16 protein-coding genes are annotated in these 18,387 nt (G+C 72.1%); 7 read left to right on the top strand and 9 right to left on the bottom strand.

The features are described from left to right. Positions 1-279: 279 nt before the first annotated feature. From ABT127_RS01550 to ABT127_RS01535, 4 genes are all read left to right on the top strand, one after another. Positions 280-1,446, top strand: a complete 1,167-nt coding sequence (locus ABT127_RS01550) for a low temperature requirement protein A (protein ID WP_351443834.1) — start codon at positions 280-282, stop codon at positions 1,444-1,446. A gap of 141 nt (positions 1,447-1,587) precedes the next feature. Continuing rightward, a complete protein-coding gene (locus tag ABT127_RS01545; protein WP_351443833.1) occupies positions 1,588-2,754 on the top strand; it encodes a P1 family peptidase in 1,167 nt (388 codons plus the stop codon). A gap of 144 nt (positions 2,755-2,898) precedes the next feature. Next, a complete protein-coding gene (locus ABT127_RS01540; RefSeq protein ID WP_351443832.1) occupies positions 2,899-4,083 on the top strand; it encodes a L,D-transpeptidase in 1,185 nt (394 codons plus the stop codon). Positions 4,084-4,267: 184 nt separating this feature from the next. Beyond that, positions 4,268-5,257, top strand: coding sequence for a DUF6227 family protein (locus tag ABT127_RS01535; RefSeq protein WP_351443831.1), 990 nt, complete (start codon positions 4,268-4,270; stop codon positions 5,255-5,257). 30 nt (positions 5,258-5,287) lie between these two features. Here the strand turns inward: ABT127_RS01535 and ABT127_RS01530 are convergent, their stop codons facing one another. The 5 genes from ABT127_RS01530 to ABT127_RS01510 all read right to left on the bottom strand — a co-directional run bounded on the left by ABT127_RS01530 (position 5,288) and on the right by ABT127_RS01510 (position 10,530). Then, positions 5,288-5,536: a hypothetical protein gene (locus tag ABT127_RS01530; protein ID WP_111666015.1), complete on the bottom strand. Its 249-nt coding sequence runs from the start codon at positions 5,534-5,536 to the stop codon at positions 5,288-5,290. 156 nt (positions 5,537-5,692) lie between these two features. Continuing rightward, positions 5,693-7,696 carry a PTS fructose transporter subunit IIABC gene (locus tag ABT127_RS01525; protein WP_351443830.1) on the bottom strand — a complete coding sequence of 668 codons (2,004 nt, stop codon included), beginning with the start codon at positions 7,694-7,696 and terminating at the stop codon, positions 5,693-5,695. 169 nt (positions 7,697-7,865) lie between these two features. Further along, positions 7,866-8,813, bottom strand: coding sequence for a 1-phosphofructokinase (gene pfkB, locus ABT127_RS01520; protein ID WP_351443829.1), 948 nt, complete (start codon positions 8,811-8,813; stop codon positions 7,866-7,868). 52 nt (positions 8,814-8,865) lie between these two features. Further along, positions 8,866-9,627, bottom strand: coding sequence for a DeoR/GlpR family DNA-binding transcription regulator (locus ABT127_RS01515; protein WP_351443828.1), 762 nt, complete (start codon positions 9,625-9,627; stop codon positions 8,866-8,868). Positions 9,628-9,765: 138 nt separating this feature from the next. Then, entirely contained in the window at positions 9,766-10,530 is a 765-nt protein-coding gene (locus ABT127_RS01510; RefSeq protein ID WP_351443827.1) for a glucose 1-dehydrogenase, read from the bottom strand. 135 nt (positions 10,531-10,665) lie between these two features. Here ABT127_RS01510 and ABT127_RS01505 point away from each other — a divergent pair, with 135 nt between their 5' ends. Beyond that, positions 10,666-11,940 carry an ABC transporter substrate-binding protein gene (locus ABT127_RS01505; RefSeq protein ID WP_351443826.1) on the top strand — a complete coding sequence of 425 codons (1,275 nt, stop codon included), beginning with the start codon at positions 10,666-10,668 and terminating at the stop codon, positions 11,938-11,940. A gap of 58 nt (positions 11,941-11,998) precedes the next feature. On the opposite strand, the gene ABT127_RS01500 is transcribed toward ABT127_RS01505, so the two are convergent. Further along, positions 11,999-13,522 (bottom strand): MFS transporter, encoded by a 1,524-nt coding sequence (locus ABT127_RS01500; RefSeq protein WP_351443825.1) that lies wholly within the window; start codon positions 13,520-13,522, stop codon positions 11,999-12,001. Between the two features lie 62 nt (positions 13,523-13,584). Here ABT127_RS01500 and ABT127_RS01495 point away from each other — a divergent pair, with 62 nt between their 5' ends. Then, complete coding sequence (locus tag ABT127_RS01495) at positions 13,585-14,571, top strand: helix-turn-helix transcriptional regulator (RefSeq protein WP_351443824.1); 987 nt, start codon at positions 13,585-13,587, stop codon at positions 14,569-14,571. Between the two features lie 131 nt (positions 14,572-14,702). Here the strand turns inward: ABT127_RS01495 and ABT127_RS01490 are convergent, their stop codons facing one another. From ABT127_RS01490 to ABT127_RS01480, 3 genes are all read right to left on the bottom strand, one after another. Beyond that, a complete protein-coding gene (locus ABT127_RS01490) occupies positions 14,703-15,797 on the bottom strand; it encodes a S1C family serine protease (protein ID WP_351443823.1) in 1,095 nt (364 codons plus the stop codon). 84 nt (positions 15,798-15,881) lie between these two features. Continuing rightward, positions 15,882-16,604 (bottom strand): class I SAM-dependent methyltransferase, encoded by a 723-nt coding sequence (locus tag ABT127_RS01485; RefSeq protein ID WP_351443822.1) that lies wholly within the window; start codon positions 16,602-16,604, stop codon positions 15,882-15,884. 68 nt (positions 16,605-16,672) lie between these two features. Further along, positions 16,673-17,317 (bottom strand): DUF3043 domain-containing protein, encoded by a 645-nt coding sequence (locus ABT127_RS01480; RefSeq protein WP_351443821.1) that lies wholly within the window; start codon positions 17,315-17,317, stop codon positions 16,673-16,675. A gap of 250 nt (positions 17,318-17,567) precedes the next feature. Between ABT127_RS01480 and ABT127_RS01475 the strand changes: the two genes are divergently transcribed. After that, positions 17,568-18,365, top strand: coding sequence for a PspA/IM30 family protein (locus ABT127_RS01475; protein WP_351443820.1), 798 nt, complete (start codon positions 17,568-17,570; stop codon positions 18,363-18,365). The last annotated feature ends 22 nt before the right edge of the window (positions 18,366-18,387 follow it).

Below are 18,387 nucleotides of genomic sequence, written 5' to 3'. Positions count from 1 at the left end.
CGGGCGCCCCGAAAGTACGGAGCGGAGGGCGACCAAGGTCCTGCCGGTGGCGGCGCCTTGGGAGCGGGCGTCGGTCCGTGGTGTCGGTGCATCGGGCCGCTGATCTGCTGTGCTTGGCCCATGACGTCGTCCACACCACACGATCCGCACCCGCATCAGGGCCCGGATGCGCACCAGAACCCGGATGCGCACCGGAGCCAGAACGCGCACCACGCATCACCGGCACACGGCGGCTCGTCCCCGCATCAGGAGCGGCCCCGGCGCTCCCCCGTGCGCCGCATGGTCGAGCGGGGGCGGGACGAGCAGCACCGGGTGGCCTCGTCGCTGGAGCTGTTCTTCGACCTCTGCTTCGTCGTGGCGGTCGCCCAGGGCGGGGTGGAGCTGGTGCACGCCATCGCCGAGGGACACACGGGCAGCGGCGTCGTCAACTACGCGCGGATCTTCTTCGCGATCTGGTGGGCCTGGATGAACTTCACCTGGTTCGCCTCCGCGTACGACAACGACGACGTGATCTACCGGGTCGTCACGCTCGTCCAGATCGCGGGTGTGCTGGTGCTCGCGGCGGGCGTCTCCCGCGCCTTCGAGGACGACGACTTCACCGTCGTCTGGCTCGGATACCTGATCATGCGGGTCGCCATGGCGGCGCACTGGCTGCGGGCCGCGCGGTCGAGCAGCGGAGCGGAGCGGAAGGTCGCCCTGCGGTACGCGGGCGGGGTCCTGGTGTGCCAGGTGGGCTGGCTGGCCCTGATGCTCACCCCCGACTGGGCCGTGCAGAGCTGGATCTTCCTGGCCATGGCCGTCCTCGAGATGTGCGTGCCCGTCTTCGCGGAGCGGGACCGGCAGACGTCCTGGCACGCGCACCACATCGCCGAGCGGTACGGGCTGTTCACGATCATCGTGATCGGCGAGACGATCGCCGCGGCGACGGTCGCGGTGAAGTCGGGCATCGAGGAGCACGACGCACTCGGCGAACTGCTGCCGATCGCCGCCGGCGGGCTGCTCATCGTCTTCGCGGCGTGGTGGATCTACTTCGCGGTGCCGATCCACGACCGGCTGCACGACAACCGGCAGGCGTTCGTCTGGGGATACGGCCACTACCTGATCTTCGCCTCGGCCGCGGCGATCGGGGCGGGCATCGAGGTCGCGGTCGAGCAGGCCGTCGGCGAGGCGCACCTGAGCCGGACGGCCGCGTCCGCCGCCGTGACGGTCCCGTGCGCGGTGTTCCTGGTCATGGTGTGGGCATTGCACGCACGGTTCTTCAAGGTGGGCCTCGCCCAGCAGCTGACGCTGCCGGTCAGCGCGCTGGCCGTGCTCGCCTGCACGTTCGCCGGGCACTGGGCGGTCCTCGCCGCGGGGATCGTGACGGCGCTGACGGTCGCGGCAGGGCTGGTGTTGTCCGGGCGGGCCGAGCGGGAGGAAGCGGAGGCCGGAGCGGCGAGCTGGTAGGAACGGCGGCCCGGCCGACGGCTTTGCGGGCACGGCGGCCCTTGCACCCATGGTCGCTGAGGGGGCAAGACGGCCAGGTCGGCGCAGCGCCCATGCGGGCACAACGGCCAGGCGGGTCAACTGTCGTGTTAGGCATGGCCCATGACGCTTATCCATGACGCTCTGACCGATGTGCGCGGGCTGCGCGTGGGGCATGCCACCTGTGTGGGGGACGGCTTCCTGACCGGGACCACGGTGGTGCTCGCCCCCGAGGGCGGTGCGGTCACCGCGGTCGACGTACGGGGAGGCGGCCCCGGCACCCGGGAGACCGACGCGCTCGATCCGCGCAATCTGGTGCAGCGGATCGAGGCGATCACGTTGACGGGCGGCAGCGCGTTCGGGCTCGACGCGGCGTCGGGGGTCGTGGCCTGGCTGGAGGAGCAGGGGCGCGGGGTGCCGGTGGGCGGTCCCGGGCAGGTGGTGCCGGTGGTTCCGGCGGCCACCGTGTTCGATCTGGGCCGGGGCGGCGACTGGCGGGCGCGGCCCGGGGCCGGCACGGGCCGCGCCGCGGTGGAGGCGGCCGCGGCGAGCGCCCTCGGCGCACCCGTCCAGGAGGGGAACGTCGGCGCGGGCACCGGGACGCTCGTCGGGCCGGTGCGGGGCGGCATCGGCACCGCGTCGACCGTGCTCGACTCGGGGATCACGGTCGGCGTGCTGGTCGTCGCCAATGCGGCCGGGTCGGCGATCGATCCGGTGACGGGGGCGCTGTACGGGGACTTCTTCGCGGGGCGCGGTCCGGTGACGTATCCCTCCCCCGCCGTGCACGAGGCGGCCGGGCGGCGGCTGGCGCGGGCCAGGGCGGAGGCCGAGGCGGCACACGGCCCGGCGCCGCTGTCCGACCGGCAGGCCGCGGGCCGGGCCCCGGCACCGTCCTCGGCCGGCGCCCCCGACGCCGCTCCCGGAACCGGCCCCGCCCCGGGCGCGGACCGGAGGACTCCGCCGCCACCCCCGCTGAACACCACCCTCGCCGTCGTCGCCACCGACGCCGATCTGACCCGCGCCCAGGCGCAGAAGGTGGCGGGGACCGCGCACGACGGCATCGCGCGGGCCGTGCGCCCCGTCCACCTGCTCAACGACGGCGACACGGTCTTCGCCCTCGCCACCGGGGAGCGCCCGCTCGACGCCGCGAACCCGCTGGCGCTGAACGAGATCCTGGCGGCCGGCGCCGACCTCGTCACGCGGGCGATCGTGCGGGCGGTGCGGGCGGCGGAGTCGGTGGTCACACCCGGCGGGACGCATCTGGCGTACCGCGACCTCTACGAGTCGTAGGACGGTTGCGTAACAGACGTAACAGGACTGTCCCTGTGGCTGCCTTCACAACAAACGGAAGGAACTCTTCCGGTCTTCTCGGACTCTCTCCCCGTACCGGAGAAACCGCCGGGACCACCCGATAACACGTAGAAGGAGCAGACCGTGAGCAGGCAGAACATAGCCGTCATCGGCGCCGCCCTCGCCCTCGGCGCGCTGACCCTCACGGCCTGCGGGGGCAGTGCCACCGCGGACAACAAGAAGGGCGGGGAGGGCACGGACGCCCCGCGGATCACCATCTCCGCGAAGGACGGCTCCACCAGCGCCTCCATCAACGCCACCGGCGTCAAGGTCGCCGACGGCAGGCTGACGAACGTGAAGATGACGCAGGAGGCGGGCGGCAAGGAGGTCGCCGGGACCATCGCCGCGGACGGCGCGTCCTGGAAGCCGAAGGAGCAGCTGGAGCGCGGCACCAAGTACCGCATATCGGCGACCGCCAAGGACGGCGACGGGGACACGGCCGCCGCCAACTCCATCTTCACGACGGTGACCACGGCGAACAGCTTCATCGGCACCTACACGCCCGACAACGGCACGACGGTCGGCGTGGGCATGCCGGTGTCGTTCACGTTCGACAAGGCGATCACGAACCAGAAGGACGTGCAGGCGCACATCAAGGTGACGTCCAGCAGCGGCCAGCAGGTCGTGGGCCACTGGTTCAGCGCGCAGCGGCTCGACTTCCGGCCCGAGAAGTACTGGAAGGCCGGTTCCAAGGTCACGATGAAGATCGACCTCGACGGGGTCGAGGGGGCGAAGGGCGTCCACGGCGTCCAGGACAAGACGGTCACCTTCACCGTCGGCCGCGCCCAGGTCTCCACCGTCGACGTGAACACGCAGAAGATGACCGTGGTGCGCGACGGGCAGACGCTCAAGACGATCCCGGTGTCGACCGGCAGCGCGGCCCACCCCACCTACAACGGCCAGATGGTGATCTCCGAGAAGTTCGTGCAGACGCGCATGAACGGCGACACGGTCGGCTTCGGCGGCGAGTACGACATCGCGGACGTGCCGCACGCGATGCGGCTGTCGCAGTCGGGCACGTTCATCCACGGCAACTACTGGAGCTCGCCGTCGATCTTCGGCGCGCAGGGCACCAGCCACGGCTGCGTCGGGCTGCGGGACGTGCGGGGCGCGGGCGGCGACACGACGGCAAAGTGGTTCTTCGACAACTCCCTCGTGGGCGACGTCGTCGTGGTGAAGAACTCCCACGACCGGACGATCTCCCCGGACAACGGCCTGAACGGCTGGAACATGCCGTGGAGCCAGTGGACGGCCCCCTCCGCCGGCTGACCGCGTCCTCCCTCCTCGACACCATCCGGGCCGCGCAGGAACATCCTGCGCGGCCCGCACGTTGAACGAGCGCGGGAGCACAGCCAAATCCCGTTGCCTGTTTGCGATTTCACGGACACGATGTCCGACCGAGGCGCTACGGTATGCACCCACTAGGTGACATGCAGCGATGCCGGGAGGTGTCTTGAGCGTTCCGTACGACGACGAGTCCTGCCACCCGTACGACGCCCCGTCTCACAGGTCACCCGAGGAGCATCTGGCGGGCCTTCTGGGCCGTTCGATCAACTCCTTCGAGCTGCCGGACGAGACGCTGGAGGGCATCGACTGCGCGCTGGCGTACGACAGTTCCCTGCACTCCGCCCACCACAGCGCGGGGCTGCACCGCGAGACGTACCGGCACACCTGGCTGCTCGTCGACGGCAGCCCGCTGACCCTGTGGGAGCTGGTGCACAACACCGGCCGGGACGGCGTCACCCAGCACGAGGTCTACGTCACCGCGGACGAGGTGCATCTGGCGACCGGACGGCTGCCGATGCCGCCGGAGGCCGCGCCGGGCTTCGAGCTCGACGTGTCCGTCACGTCCGAGACCTTCACACCCTTCCCCGGATTCACCGCCTTCACGGCCTTCACCGGCCCGGAGGCCCCCGAGGGCCACGAGCCGCCCGAGTTCACGGACTTCACCGAGCTCCCTGGGTTCCCCGCGTTCCCCGAGTTCACCGCGTTCGCCGAACTCACCGAATTCGCGGAGTTCACCGGATTCGTCGAGTTCTCCGAAGCCGTCGGCTCCCCCGACGCGCTCGTGCAGCTGCCTCCGATCCCGCCCCAGCGGCCCACCTTCGGGCCCGCCGATCCGGACAGCTCCGTCGACCACGCCCGCCGCCTGCTGCGCCGCGCGGAGAACCCGGAGGTGGAGACGCGCCCGGGCCCCGGCACCGCGCGACTGCTGCGGGAGGCCTGCGCGCACCAGATCACCCAGGCGTTCGGCTGCCGGCTCAGCCCGGGGTTCTCGCTGTACGAGCACGCGTTCCTGCTGCGCGACGGCTGCGAGATCAGCCTGTGGGAGGTCGAGCACACGGTGACGCCGGACGGCTCGCACCGGTGCGAGGTGTACCCGACCCAGGAGGCCGCCCGGGCCGCGATCGAGCGGCGGGCCGCCGCGCGGGTCCGCCGGTGACCACCGGGAGACCGCCGCGCGGGAAGAGCGCTAGCGGCGGCTGAACTGCCGCACCAGTCCGGCGAACGCGTCCTGCTCGTCGGCGGTCAGCGGCACCGACTCCACGGCCGGCGCCTGCGCCTGGCCGGGCAGCGCGCCCAGCGGCAGCCGACGGGGCGGCTCCGGCGGGGCGACGGCGACGACACGTACCAGGCGGACCAGACCGACCACCCAGGCCACGGTGACGAGCGCGAGCGCCGCCAGGCCTATCTGCTGAAGGATCGACACGTGCTCAGGCATGCGGTCCAGTGAACACCACAGTCCGGGACTTTGGTCCCGGACCGTGACGTATCTCGCAGTGTTCACAGTATTCACAGTGTTCGCAGTCCGCGCGGTACCGGACACTTCGCCCAGCGCTGAGCACCGGCTGTGAAGTCGCCCTTCGCGGCGGTCGGTTCAGACCGCGGCGGGGACCTCGGTCTTCCCGGGCGCGGCCGCGGCCGCCGGGCCGTTCTCCTGCGGCGCGTTCCCGCGCATCCCCTTCAGTACGACCACCAGCGCGGCGGCGACACAGACCCCGGCCGCGATGGCGACGAGGTAGAGCCAGGGGTTGCCGATCAGCGGGACCACGAAGATGCCGCCGTGCGGGGCGCGCAGGGTGCAGCCGAAGGCCATCGACAGGGCGCCGGTGACGGCGCCGCCCGCCATCGAGGCGGGGATGACGCGCAGCGGGTCGGCCGCGGCGAACGGGATGGCGCCCTCGGTGATGAACGAGGCCCCGAGCACCCAGGCCGCCTTGCCGTTCTCCCGCTCGGAGCGGGTGAAGAGCCGGCCGCGCACGGAGGTGGCCAGGGCCATCGCCAGCGGCGGCACCATGCCCGCGGCCATCACGGCGGCCATGATCTTCAGCGAGGCGTCGGTGGGGTCGGTGAGACCGCCGACGGCGAAGGCGTAGGCGACCTTGTTGAGCGGGCCGCCGAGGTCGAAGCACATCATCAGGCCGAGCAGGGCGCCGAGCAGCAGCGCGTTGGCGCCGGACAGCGAGTCCAGCCAGTCGGTCAGCCCGCTCTGCAGCGAGGCGATCGGCTTGCCGATCACGACGAACATCAGGAAGCCGACGACGATCGACGACACCAGCGGGATCACGACGACCGGCATGATGCCGCGCAGCACCGCGGGCACGTTCACCTTCTGGATCGCCATGACGACGCCGCCCGCGATGAGGCCCGCCGCGAGGCCGCCGAGGAAGCCCGCGTTCACGGTCAGCGCGATGGAGCCGCCGACGAAGCCGGGCACGAGTCCCGGCCGGTCCGCCATGCCGTACGCGATGTATCCGGCCAGCACCGGCACGAGGAAGGCGAAGGCGGCCTGGCCGGTGTAGAAGAGGAGCGCGGCCCAGCTCGTCGACGAGGTCCAGTCGAAGCTGTTGAGCAGGGTCTCGACCTTCACGTCGGCCACCTTGTAGCCGCCGATCGCGAAACCGAGCGCGATGAGCAGCCCTCCGGCGGCCACGAAGGGCACCATGTAACTGACGCCGGACATCAGCCATTTGCGGAGCTTTGTCCCGTATCCGTCTCCGGAGTCACCGGAGTTGTCCACAGCTGTGGATGACGGATCGGCGCCCGACCCGGCGGTGGTCTCGCCGCGGGCCGCTCTGCCGCGCACCTCGGTGATGAGTTCGGCGGGGCGGTTGATGCCGGCCTTCACGCCGACGTCGACGGTCGGCTTCCCGGCGAAGCGTTCCTTCTCCCGTACGGGCACGTCGTGCGCGAAGATCACGCCGTCCGCGGCCGCGATGACCGCCGGGTCGAGGCGGGTGAATCCGGCCGATCCCTGCGTCTCGACGACGAGTTCGACGCCGTCGGTGTCGCGGGCCGTGTTCTCCAGCGACTCGGCCGCCATGTAGGTGTGCGCGATGCCGGTGGGGCAGGAGGTGACGGCGACGATCTTGAACGTGTCCGCCTGCGCGGGCTGCCGGGGCTCGGGGGCGGCCTCCGCCTCCGGGGCCGGTTCGGCGTCGCCGCGGATCAGGGCCGCGGCCCGTTCGGCGTCGGACGCCTCGCGCAGGGCCGCCTTGAAGTCCTCGTCCATCAGCTGGCGGGCCAGCGCGGACAGGATCGTCAGATGGGCGTCGTCGGCTCCGGCGGGCGCCGCGATCAGGAAGATCAGGTCGGCCGGGCCGTCCGGCGCGCCGAAGTCGATGCCGTGGGGCGCGCGGCCGAAGGCGAGGGTGGGCTCGGTGACGTGGGTGCTGCGGCAGTGCGGGATGCCGATGCCGCCGTCCAGGCCGGTCGGCATCTGGGCCTCCCGCGCCGCGACGTCGGCGAGGAAGCCGTCCAGGTCGGTCACCCTGCCGAGGGCCACCATGCGCTCTGCCAGCGAGCGGGCCGCTGCCTCTTTGGAGTCGGCGGACAGGTCGAGGTCGACCAGGTCCGCGGTGATCATCTGGGGGGTGGTCATCGCGGGCTCCTTTGCCTACGGGACTGCTGGGTGGCTTCCTCGGTGGCGAGTGCGGGTGCGTCGTGGCTGGTCGCGCAGTTCCCCGCGCCCCTGACGGGGCTCCTGCCGTCGTCGGCAGGTGCGGGTGTGTCGTGGTTGAGCGCGCGGTTCCCCGCGCCCCTGACGGGGCTCACCTCGCCGGCTCCCTCAGCGGGCGTTCGAACGGGATCTCCGTCGTCAGCGTCACCGCGTCCGGCACCAGGTCCGCCGGGGTCGGCATCGCGCTGCCCGGGAGCTGGACGGCCGCCGCGCCGTGGGCCACCGCCGACGCCAGGGCCTCGGGACCCCGGCCGCCCGCGATCAGGAACCCGGCGAGGGACGAGTCGCCCGCGCCCACGGTGCTGCGGACGACGGCGGCCGGGGCGCTCGCGAACCACGTGCCGGACGCCTCGACCAGGAGCTGGCCGTCGGCGCCGAGGGAGGCGAGGACGGCGGCCGCGCCCGCCGCGCGCAGCTCTTCGGCCGCTTCGACGGCGTCGCCGATCGTGGTGAGCGGACGGCCGACGGCCCCGGCCAGTTCCTCGGCGTTGGGCTTGACGACGTCGGGGCGCTCCTTGAGGGCGGCGAGCAGGGCCGGGCCCGAGGTGTCGAGCGCGATCCGGGCACCGGCCCCGTGCGCGCGGGCGACCAGGTCGGCGTACCAGTCCGGGGCGAGGCCGCGCGGCAGGCTGCCGCAGCAGGCGATCCAGTCGGCGCCCGCCGAGCGCTCCGCGACCGCTGCGAGCAGCGACTCGGCCTCCTCCGGGCCGAGTTCGGGCCCCGGGGCGTTGATCTTCGTCAGGGTGCCGTCGGGTTCGGCGAGGGCGATGTTCGAACGGGTCAGGCCCGCGACGGGCACCGGCGCGACCGCGATGCCCTGCGCGTCGAGGAGCTCGGCGACCAGGGCGCCGGGGGCGCCGCCCAGGGGCAGGACCGCGAGGGTGGGGGCGCCGGCGGCGGCGACCGCCCGGGAGACGTTCACCCCCTTGCCGCCCGGGTCCATGCGCTCGCCCGCGGCGCGGACGACCTCGCCGCGGTCGAGGCCGGGGATCTCGTAGGTGCGGTCGAGGGAGGGATTGGGGGTGACGGTGAGGATCATGCGTGTATCGCCGTTTCCGAACTCGGGGCCGTGCCAGGGGTCCTGCTGCCGCTCACACGCGGATCACCTCCGTACCGCCCGCCTCGATGGCGGCGGTGTCCGCGTCACCGAGGCCGGTGTCCGTGATCAGCAGGTCGACGTCGCCGAGGTCGCCGAAGCGGGCGAAGTGCTCCTGGCCGTGCTTGGCGGAGTCGGCGAGCAGCACGACCCGGCGGGCCGCGGCGACGGCGGCCCGCTTGACGGCGGCCTCGGCCAGGTCGGGGGTGGTCAGTCCGGACTCCGCGGAGAAGCCGTTGGCCGCGAGCAGGACGACGTCCGCGCGGATCTCGCCGTAGGCCCGCAGCGCCCAGGCGTCGACGGCGGCGCGGGTGCGGTGGCGGACCCGGCCGCCGACGAGGTGGAGCTGGATGCCGGGGTGGTCGGCGAGCCGGGCCGCGACGGGCAGCGAGTGGGTGACGACCGTCAGGCCGGACTCCGGCGGCAGCGCGGCCGCGAGCCGGGCGACCGTGGAACCGGCGTCGAGGACGACGCTGCCCTCGGCCGGCAGCTCGGCGAGCGCGGCGCGGGCGATGCGGTCCTTCTCGTCGGCGGCGGTGGACTCGCGCTCCGCGAGGTCGGGCTCGAAGTCGAGGCGGCCCGCGGGGATGGCGCCGCCGTGCACCCGGCGGACGAGTCCGGCACGGTCCAGGGCCTTCAGGTCGCGCCGGATCGTCTCGGCGGTGACCTGGAACTCCTCGGCGAGGGACAGCACGTCGACCCGGCCGCCGTCCCGTGCGAGTCGGAGGATCTCCTGCTGGCGCTCCGGTGCGTACATGCCCGTATACCTGTGCTTCCGCCTGCGAGTGTGCCCGAATCTGTTGCTTCACTGGCAGGCTACGACCAAATTGCCAGGAAGTAAACAGACTCGGGCATCAGGCAGACACAAACGGGCATCCCGTGCGCCGGGCCGCCCCTACTGGCCCATGACGTTCTTGACCGTCGGGCCCGTGGTCCAGCCGCCGTCCACGGCCAGCTCGGCGCCGGTCACGTACGCGGCGTCGTCCGACAGCAGGAACACCACGGCGGCCGCTATCTCCCCGGCCTCGCCGACCCGGCCCATCGGGGTGTTCGGGTAGCCGCCGTCGCCGCGCGGGATGCCGAGCTGGGCGGTCATCGGGGTGTACGTCATGCCGGGGTGCACGGAGTTGACCCGGATCCGCGCCATGCCCTGCTCCACCGCCGCGATCTTGGTGAGGCCGCGCATCGCCCACTTCGAGGCCCCGTACGAGGAGGTGAGCGCGAGCCCCATCAGGCCCGCGGCCGAGGAGATGTTGACGATGGAGCCGCCGCCCGCCTCCTTCATCGCCGGGATCGCGGTCCTCATGCCCGCGAAGACGCCGACCAGGTTGATGTCGACGACCTTGCGGAAGTGCTCCACGCTCTCCTGCTCCAGGGGCGTCCCCGTGGAGACCCCGGCGTTGTTGACGAGGCCGTGGACGCCGCCGAACTCCTGGACCGCGTACGCCACCGCCGCCCGCCACGCCTCCTCCGAGGTCACGTCGAGGGTCACGAAGCGCGCCCGCTCACCCAGCTCGGCGGCGAGCGCCCGGCCCTCGTCGTCGAGCACGTCGCCGATCACGACGGCGCCACCGGCGGCCACCGCGCGCCGGGCGATCTCGGCGCCGATGCCACGGGCTCCGCCGGAGACGAGGACGGTCTTGCCGGTCAGGTCGTTCATCAGGGACTCCACTTCGCTGGGGATGTACCGGTGTTGCGGGGCCGGCCGGGCCGCCCGAGCGGCCACACCTGCCACAAAGTCAGGGTATGCCTGTGTGACACAATGTGCCATCAAGCGATCAGTGGGGGATGGCACATGCGGCGACGGCGGTTCCTTGTGCGGGCGGCGGGCCTGAGCGGGGCGGGTGCCCTGGCGCTGAGCGGCTGCGGCTCGGGCGGCGACGGGGAGGGCGACGCCGTCACGCTGGAGGTGCTGCTCGCCGGTTACGACGGCACGGTCGGCACGTCCATCGAGAAGCGGTGGAACGCCGCGGTGCGGGCCTTCGAGAAGAAGCACCCGGCGATCACGGTGAAGGTGGAGCGCGTCCCCTTCCTCAAGCTGGACGCCACGCTCGCCCGCCGGGTCAAGGACGGCCGCGCCCCCGACATCTCCGAGGGCAACTTCTTCGCGCCGTACGCCGAGGAGGGCAGGCTCTACTCGGCCGACGACCTCTTCGACGTGCCGGTGCAGGCGAACTTCATCAACTCGTTCGCCGACGCGGGCAAGGTCGACTCCGTGCAGTACGGCCTTCCGACACAGGCCAGCGCGCCGCGCCTGTTCTACAACACGGCCCTGTTCCGGCAGGCCGGACTCACCGGCGCCCCCACGTCCTGGGCCGGACTGCGCTCCTGCGCACAGGCGTTGCGGGGCATCGGGGTCGCGACGCCGTACGCGCTCACCTTCGGCCCCGAGGCCGCCGAGGACGAACTCCTCGCCTGGCTGCTCGCGGGCGACGGCGGCTACGCGTCGCTGTCCGGGTACGACTTCGCGACCGTGGAGAACGTGGCGACGCTGACCTGGCTGCGCGACAAGCTGGTCGTGCCGGGGCTCGCGGGCGCCGACCCGGCGAAGCTCACCCGGACCCAGGCGTACGCGGAGTTCCTCCGGGGCCGGGCCGGGATGCTGCTGGCCCACCCGGTGCTGCTCCCGGCGGCCGGACAGGCGGGCCTGAAGGTCGCCACCGCGCCCTTCCCCAAGCGGGACGGCGACGGGGCCGCACCGCCGGTCGGGCTCAACGACTGGCTGATGGCGTTCCGGCAGAACGGCCGGCTGGCGGCGGCGCGGACGTTCCTGACGTTCCTGTTCACCTCACCGGCCGCCCGCACCTACGGCTCGGACACCGGCACCCTTCCGGCGACCGTGAGCGACTCCGACGAACTGCAGGAGGACCCCTCGATGCGGGCGCTGTGGCCGTTCGCGCACGAGTTGCCGGACGCCGAGTTCCATCCGGTGGGGCTGCGGTCGTGGGCCACCGTGCGCTCCGCCGTCCGGCAGCGGATCGGGGAGGCCGTGGCGCCCGGAGGGAACCCTGCGCATGTGCTGGAGGCGCTGGACCAGGTGGGGTCCAGCGCCCTGAGATCCAGCGCCTGATTCAAGCCTCTCCGGCGATCGAGGAGCGGGGTCCGGGGCGGAGTCCCGTGTCGGTCCCTTACGGGGCCGCGACCAGCTCCCGCTCGGCGTCCGGCTCCGCCGTCTCGGCGGGCCCGTCGGAAGCCGCCCGCCTCGGCAGGGCGAACATCAGCAGGAAGATGCCGACGAGGATGCCCGCGGCCCACAGCAGCGCGCTGCGGAATCCGTCGACGAATGCCGTGCCGCCCTGCGCCGCGTGGTCCTCGACCACGGTGAAGAAGACGACCGAGACCAGGCTCAGGCCCAGCGCGTTGCCCATCTGCATCACGGTGTTGATCAGCCCGGACGCCGATCCGGCGTGCTCACGCGGCACCTCCGAGAGGATCGCGTCGGTCAGCGGCGCGACGATCAGCCCCATGCCGAGGCCCATCACCACCAGCGGCAGCGCCATCTGCCAGGAGGCGATCCCGAGCCCGTAGTGCCCGGCCTGCCATACGTAGATCAGCACACCGGCGGCCATCAGCAGGGCGCCCGCCTGGAGCACCTTGCGGCCGAAGAGCGGCACCAGCTTCTGCACCGAGATCCCGGCGGCGACCGACACCGCGATCGAGAACGGCACACCGGTCAGACCGGCCCGCAGCGGGCTCCAGCCGAGGCCGAGCTGCATGTACAGCGTCCAGGTCAGGAAGAAGATGCCGGTGGTGATGCCGAAGACGGTCTGCACGGCGATGCCCGCCGCGAAGCTCTTCACCTTGAACAGGGACAGCTCGATCAGCGGGGAGCCGTCGCGCCGGGTCTTGGTCCGCTCGTACGCGACGAGGACGCCGACGATCAGCACCGAGGCCGCCATCATTACGAATCCCCAGACCGGCCAGCCGTTCTCGTGGCCCTCGGTCAGCGGGTAGACCAGCGCGAGCATCGCGAGGGTGACCAGGACGACGCCGACGAGGTCCAGTTTCAGGGCCTTGGGCGCCTTCGACTCGGTGATGACGCGGGAGCCGAGGACGAGGGCGGCGATGCCGACCGGCAGGTTGATCAGGAAGATCGGGCGCCACTCCAGGCCGCCGATGTTCCACTCGGTGAGCAGCGCGCCGAGCAGCGGCCCGGTCACCGCGCCGAGTCCGACGATCGCGCCGAACAGACCGAAGACCTTGCCGCGTTCGTGCGCGGGGAACGTGGCGTGCACGATCGACAGGACCTGCGGCACCATCATCGCCGCCGTGCCGCCCTGGAGGATCCGGGAGGCGACCAGCATCTCCGGGTTCGCCGCGAACCCGCACAGCGCGGAGGCGACGGTGAAGCCGCCGATGCCGAGCAGGAAGAGCCGCTTGCGGCCGAAGACGTCACCGAGCCGTCCGCCCGTGATGAGCAGGGCCGCGAAGGCGAGCGCGTACCCGGCGGTGATCCACTGGATCTGGCCCGCGGTGGCGCCCTCGTCGTGCTGGATGGTGGGCAGGGCGACATTCACGATCGTGACGTCCACGAGGTCCATGAACGCCGCCGTCATGACGATGGCGAGGGCGAACCAGCGACGGCGGTCGCCGACGCCCGTACCGGTCTGTTCCGTCGGCACGGTCGGTTCGGTTGCTGCGGTTGAGGTCATGTCCCGACAGTAGAAGTCATATAGGTCGGATCGTGTCCTAGATGCGCGGCATCCTGGCACGCATGACGACGCCACGTACGTCCCCGACGGACACTCCGGCCCGGCTCCTCCAGTTGCTCTCCCTCCTCCAGACCCCGCGCGAATGGCCCGGCGGCGAACTCGCCGACCGGCTCGGGGTCTCGCGCCGCACCGTCCGCCGCGACATCGACCGGCTGCGCGACCTCGGCTATCCCGTGCAGGCGACGCTGGGCGCCGACGGCGGCTACCGGCTGGTCGCGGGCAAGGCGCTGCCGCCGCTCGTGCTCGACGACGAGGAGGCGGTGGCCATCGCGGTCGGGCTGCGCGCGGGGGCCGGGCACGCGGTCGAGGGGGTGGAGGAGGCGTCGGTGCGCGCCCTCGCCAAGCTGGAGCAGGTGCTGCCGGGCCGGCTGCGGCACCGGGTGGCCACGCTGCAGGCGGCGACGATCCCGCTGACCTCGGGGGACGGCGCCACGATCGCGCCCGAGACGCTGACGGTGATCGCCTCGGCGACGGCCGGCACGGAGCGGCTGCGCTTCCACTACCGGGCGGCCGACGGCTCCGAGACGCGCCGCCTGGTCGAGCCGAGCCGGCTCGTCTCCACCGGGCGCCGCTGGTATCTCGTGGCCTACGACATCGATCGCGCCGCCTGGCGGACGTTCCGGGTCGACCGGCTGACGGAGCCGTTCGCGACCGGGGCGCGGTTCGCTCCGCGGGAGGTGCCGGACGGGGACGCCGCCGCGTTCGTCCGGCGGTCGGTGTCGTCGCGCGGGGCGGTCCCCTACGAACTGGACGTGGAGTTCTCGGCGCCGGTGGAGGCGGTCGCCGAACGGGTTCCCGCCGCGGTGGGGCCGCTCGAGGCGCTGCCGGACGGTTCCGGGTGCCGGCTGCGGGCCTCGACGTCGGACGCCGTGGAGTGGATGGCCGTGCGGTTGGCGACGACCGGGTTCGACTTCCGCGTCCGGGGCCCCGAGGAGCTGATCTCCGCCGTACGGGAGATGGGCGACCGCATGGTGCGGGGCGCCCCGTAAGGGGCGCGGGGAACTGCGCGAGCGACCGCAGAAAAGCCGCGGACGCGTCTGCTCATGTACCGAGCAGACGCGTCCGCGGCTTTCGTCGTGGCTGGTCGCGCAGTTCCCCGCGCCTCTTACGGGGCGCTCGGCTACAACTCGCCGAGGGTGACGTCGGCCGACTTCTCGGCGCCGTCGCGGGTGAAGGTGATCCGGACCTTGTCGCCCGGCTTCTCGTCGGCCAGGGCCTCCTGGAGGGAGGTCATGGTGGTGATCTTCTCGTCGCCGAGTGCGGTGATGACGTCGCCGGGCCGCAGGCCGGCCTTGTCGGCGGGGCCGCCGTCGGTCACGGAGACCACCGAGACCCCGGCCGCCTTGAGATCGCTGTCGACGACGACCCGCGCGGTGATGCCGAGCTCCGCCCGCCCGGAGTCCGTCACCTTGCCGTTCTTGACGATCTGGTCGGCGATGTCCGTCACCGTCGACGCGGGGATCGCGAACCCGATGCCCGGCGCCGCGCCGTCCCCGAGCCCCGGGTCGGTCGCCGCCAGCGTGGGAATGCCGATGACCTTGCTGTCCAGGCCGACCAGGGCGCCCCCGCTGTTGCCGGGGTTGATCGCCGCCGAGGTCTGCACCATGTTGGCGATGGTCGCGCCGGTGCCGCCGCCCGAGCGGCCCTCGCTGACGGTCCGGCCGGTCGCCGACACGATGCCCTGGGTGACGCTCGACGACAGCCCGAGCGGCGAGCCCATGGCCAGCGTGATCTGCCCGACCTCCACCTTCGACGAGTCCCCGAACTCCGCCGCCTTCAGCCCGTCCGGCACCTTGTCCAGCTTGATGACGGCGAGATCCTGGTCCGGATACGCGGAGACGAGCTTCGCCGTCAGCTCGTCCTCGCTCGTCGACGTCGTCACCTTGAACGTCTTCTCGTCACCGACCACATGCGCGTTCGTCACGATGTGCCCCTTGTCGTCGTAGACGACGCCGGAACCGAGGTCGGACGACGCCTGCACCTGGACGACGGACGGCAGGACGTCCTTGATGACGTCCTGGTACGCGTCCTGCAGAGCGTTGCCGCCCGAGGCCTTGGCGGCCTGCGTGGTCGAGCCGGACGACGACGAGTCCCCGGAGTTCGACGAACCGGAGCCGGAGCAGCCCCCGACGAGCGCCGCCGAGCAGACGACGGCGGTCACGGGGAGCACGAGGCGCGAACGCAGAGAACGCAGAGAACGCGAAGAAGCTGTCATGCCCGGATTGTCACGTTCGCTCCGGGCGGGCGCCCCCGCTGAGCGGCCGAACAGCGGACCCCGGCGCGCGAGGTCCGCCCCGGATCAGCCCCGCACCCCGCACAGGTGCAGCAGCGCGGCCACCCGCCGGTACGGCTCGGTGCGCCCGGCGCGCTCCTCGGCGGCGAGCAGCGTCTGCAGCTCCCCGCGCTCCGGCACCACCGCGGCGTCGCCGGCCTGGTCGGTGAGGACCCGCACCCCGTACCAGGCGTGCAGCGGCGCCCCGATCCCGGCGAGGGTCTCGGTCAGCGCGTCGAGCCGGTCGGCGCGGACGTCCAGGCCGAGCCGGTTGGTGTACTTCACCGAGTCGAAGGCGCCGAGCGCGGTGACCCAGTCCCCGGCCAGCCCCGGCCGCATCGCCAGCGCGTCCGCGTTCCGTACGAGCAGGGAGAGCAGACCTCCCGGCGCCAGCATCCGCGCGAGTCCGGCGAGCAGCGCGTCCGGCTCGTCGACGTACATCAGGACGCCGTGACAGAGCACGACGTCGAAACTGCCGGGCAGGAAGTGGACGCCCGTCTCCATGCCGCTGCCCTCGACGAACCGCACCCGCTCCTGCACGCCCGCGGGCTCCGCGGCGAGCGCGGCCTGTGCGACGGCGAGCATCGCCGGGTCCTGGTCGACACCGGTCACCTTGTGCCCGGCCCGTGCCAGGCGCAGCGCCTGGGTGCCCTGGCCCATCCCGACGTCGAGCACCCGCAGCCGCTGCCCGACGGGGAAACGCCCGGCTATCTGCTCGTCGAGCTGCCGGGACACCAGTTCCTGCCGCACGACGTTGCGCAGGCCGCCCAGCTTCTGCAGCCAGGCGCCCGGCGCGTCCCCGGCGAAGGCGTCCGTGCTCAGGGCCGCTCTCCGCGCTTGACCTGCGGCTTGGGCAGCCGCAGCCGCTTCATCTGGAGCGTGCGCATCAGGGCGTACGCGACGGCACCCTTGCGGCGCTCGTCGGGGAACTTCTCCGCGAGGCGCTTCTTGAGGCGGAAGCCGGTGATGGCCGAGTCGATCACGATCGCGACGATGACGAAGAGCCACAGCAGCAGCGCGATGTTCTGCAGCGAGCCGACGCGGACCATGCTCAGGACGAGGATGATCACCGCCATCGGCAGGAAGTACTCCGCGATGCAGAACCGCGAGTCGACGAAGTCGCGGGCGTATCGCCGCACCGGGCCCTTGTCACGGGCGGGCAGGTAGCGCTCGTCACCGCTGGCGAGCGCGGCGCGCTGCTTCTCCATCGCGGAACGCCGCTCGTCGCGCTGGCGGGCGCGGGCCTCCTTCGGCGACATCTTGGTGTTGGCCACGCTGCGGCGCTGCGACTGGGCCGCGCTGCGCTTGGGCGTGGGGCGGCCCTTGGGCGCCTGCGGGTCACGGGTCTCTTTGGACAGAGAGGTCACCACGGCCTTGTCGGCCGGCGCCTTGTCGTCCTTGGATCGGCTACGGAACACAAAAGCCAAGGGTACGTGGTGGTCGTGCATGGACCACAGGCCCATGGGGAACGATCCGGCAACACCCTGCGTCCATAGAGGCACATGGGGACACACCGGGTGCGTCCGGACAGCCACTGGGGGGACACCTACTCCTTGCGCCGGAGCGGGACCGTACGCAGTCGTCCTTGGGGATGAGCGCATCCGCACCTGGACAGTGCGGTAATAGATGCAGGACCCGTACTGTGGGTTGTGTCGCAGTGCCGGAGCTGGACCGTCGGCTTGATCAGTCAGTAGAAGGGGGCGCGCGAAGCCCATGAGCGGTGTCATGAAGCGTATGGGGATGATCTTCCGCGCGAAGGCGAACAAGGCCCTTGACCGGGCCGAGGACCCGCGCGAAACCCTCGATTACTCCTACCAGAAGCAGCTGGAGCTGCTGCAGAAGGTGCGCCGCGGCGTCGCGGACGTCGCGACCAGCCGCAAGCGCCTGGAACTGCAGCTGAACCAGCTCCAGGGCCAGTCCTCCAAGCTGGAGGACCAGGGCCGCAAGGCGCTCGCGCTCGGCCGCGAGGACCTGGCCCGCGAGGCGCTGTCCCGGCGCGCCGCGCTCCAGCAGCAGGTCACCGACCTGGAGACGCAGCACCAGACGCTGCAGGGCGAGGAGGAGAAGCTCACTCTCGCGGCCCAGCGGCTCCAGGCCAAGGTCGATGCCTTCCGTACGAAGAAGGAGACCATCAAGGCCACCTACACCGCGGCCCAGGCGCAGACCCGCATCGGCGAGGCGTTCTCCGGCATCTCCGAGGAGATGGGCGACGTCGGCATGGCGATCCAGCGTGCCGAGGACAAGACGGCCCAGCTCCAGGCCCGGGCCGGTGCCATCGACGAGCTGCTCGCCTCCGGCGCCCTCGACGACTCCTCCGGCCTCGCCAAGGACGACATCCAGAGCGAGCTGGACCGGCTCTCCGGTGGTACGGATGTAGAGCTGGAGCTGCAGCGCATGAAGCAGGAGCTGGCCGGCGGATCGTCCGCGTCGCAGCAGGCGATCGAGGGCGGTCAGGGCCAGCCCCAGCAGACGCAGCAGCCGACCGACACCCCGCGCTTCGACAAGCAGTAGCAGCAGCCCCGAGGAGGCCGAC

It is taken from the genome of Streptomyces sp. NPDC001904, from assembly GCF_040297005.1.
GTDB lineage: Bacteria > Actinomycetota > Actinomycetes > Streptomycetales > Streptomycetaceae > Streptomyces.
This window is presented reverse-complemented; position numbering and strand designations above follow the sequence as displayed.

Coding starts and splice junctions, on each gene's coding strand:
- ABT127_RS01550 (WP_351443834.1), top strand. CDS start 280: ATGGTCGAGCGGGGGCGGGACGAGCAGCACCGGGTGGCCTCGTCGCTG.
- ABT127_RS01545 (WP_351443833.1), top strand. CDS start 1,588: ATGACGCTTATCCATGACGCTCTGACCGATGTGCGCGGGCTGCGCGTG.
- ABT127_RS01530 (WP_111666015.1), bottom strand. CDS start 5,536: ATGCCTGAGCACGTGTCGATCCTTCAGCAGATAGGCCTGGCGGCGCTC.
- ABT127_RS01525 (WP_351443830.1), bottom strand. CDS start 7,696: ATGACCACCCCCCAGATGATCACCGCGGACCTGGTCGACCTCGACCTG.
- pfkB (WP_351443829.1), bottom strand. CDS start 8,813: ATGATCCTCACCGTCACCCCCAATCCCTCCCTCGACCGCACCTACGAG.
- ABT127_RS01515 (WP_351443828.1), bottom strand. CDS start 9,627: ATGTACGCACCGGAGCGCCAGCAGGAGATCCTCCGACTCGCACGGGAC.
- ABT127_RS01510 (WP_351443827.1), bottom strand. CDS start 10,530: ATGAACGACCTGACCGGCAAGACCGTCCTCGTCTCCGGCGGAGCCCGT.
- ABT127_RS01505 (WP_351443826.1), top strand. CDS start 10,666: ATGCGGCGACGGCGGTTCCTTGTGCGGGCGGCGGGCCTGAGCGGGGCG.
- ABT127_RS01500 (WP_351443825.1), bottom strand. CDS start 13,522: ATGACCTCAACCGCAGCAACCGAACCGACCGTGCCGACGGAACAGACC.
- ABT127_RS01495 (WP_351443824.1), top strand. CDS start 13,585: ATGACGACGCCACGTACGTCCCCGACGGACACTCCGGCCCGGCTCCTC.
- ABT127_RS01490 (WP_351443823.1), bottom strand. CDS start 15,797: ATGACAGCTTCTTCGCGTTCTCTGCGTTCTCTGCGTTCGCGCCTCGTG.
- ABT127_RS01480 (WP_351443821.1), bottom strand. CDS start 17,317: ATGGGCCTGTGGTCCATGCACGACCACCACGTACCCTTGGCTTTTGTG.
- ABT127_RS01475 (WP_351443820.1), top strand. CDS start 17,568: ATGAGCGGTGTCATGAAGCGTATGGGGATGATCTTCCGCGCGAAGGCG.